The sequence below is a fragment of the Bacillus sp. HY001 genome, assembly GCF_007558965.1.
In the GTDB taxonomy this organism is placed as follows: Bacteria; Bacillota; Bacilli; order Bacillales; family Bacillaceae_G; genus Bacillus_A; species Bacillus_A mobilis.
The window spans coordinates 1-234 of sequence record NZ_VLTE01000230.1 but is presented as its reverse complement, the minus strand read 5'-3'; the positions used below and the strand labels follow the sequence as shown (position 1 = coordinate 234).

Genomic DNA, 234 nt, shown 5'->3' with positions numbered 1-234 from the left:
TCTGGCTCTTTCGGATCTTCCGGTCTCACTTCTGGCTCTTTCGGATCTTCCGGTTTCACCTCTGGCTCTTTCGGATCTTCCGGTTTCACCTCTGGCTCTTTCGGATCTTCCGGTTTCACTTCTGGTTCTTTCGGATCTTCCGGTTTCACTTCTGGTTCTTTCGGATCTTCCGGTTTCACTTCTGGCTCTTTCGGATCTTCCGGTTTCACTTCTGGCTCTTTCGGATCTTCCGGT

The 234-nt window shown here is 50.9% G+C and carries 1 protein-coding gene; it reads right to left on the bottom strand.

Annotation, left to right across the window (positions count from 1 at the left end; all coding sequences use genetic code 11):
* A partial coding sequence (locus tag FOT98_RS30660) for a hypothetical protein (protein ID WP_186292150.1) occupies window positions 1-234 on the bottom strand: 234 nt, incomplete at both ends.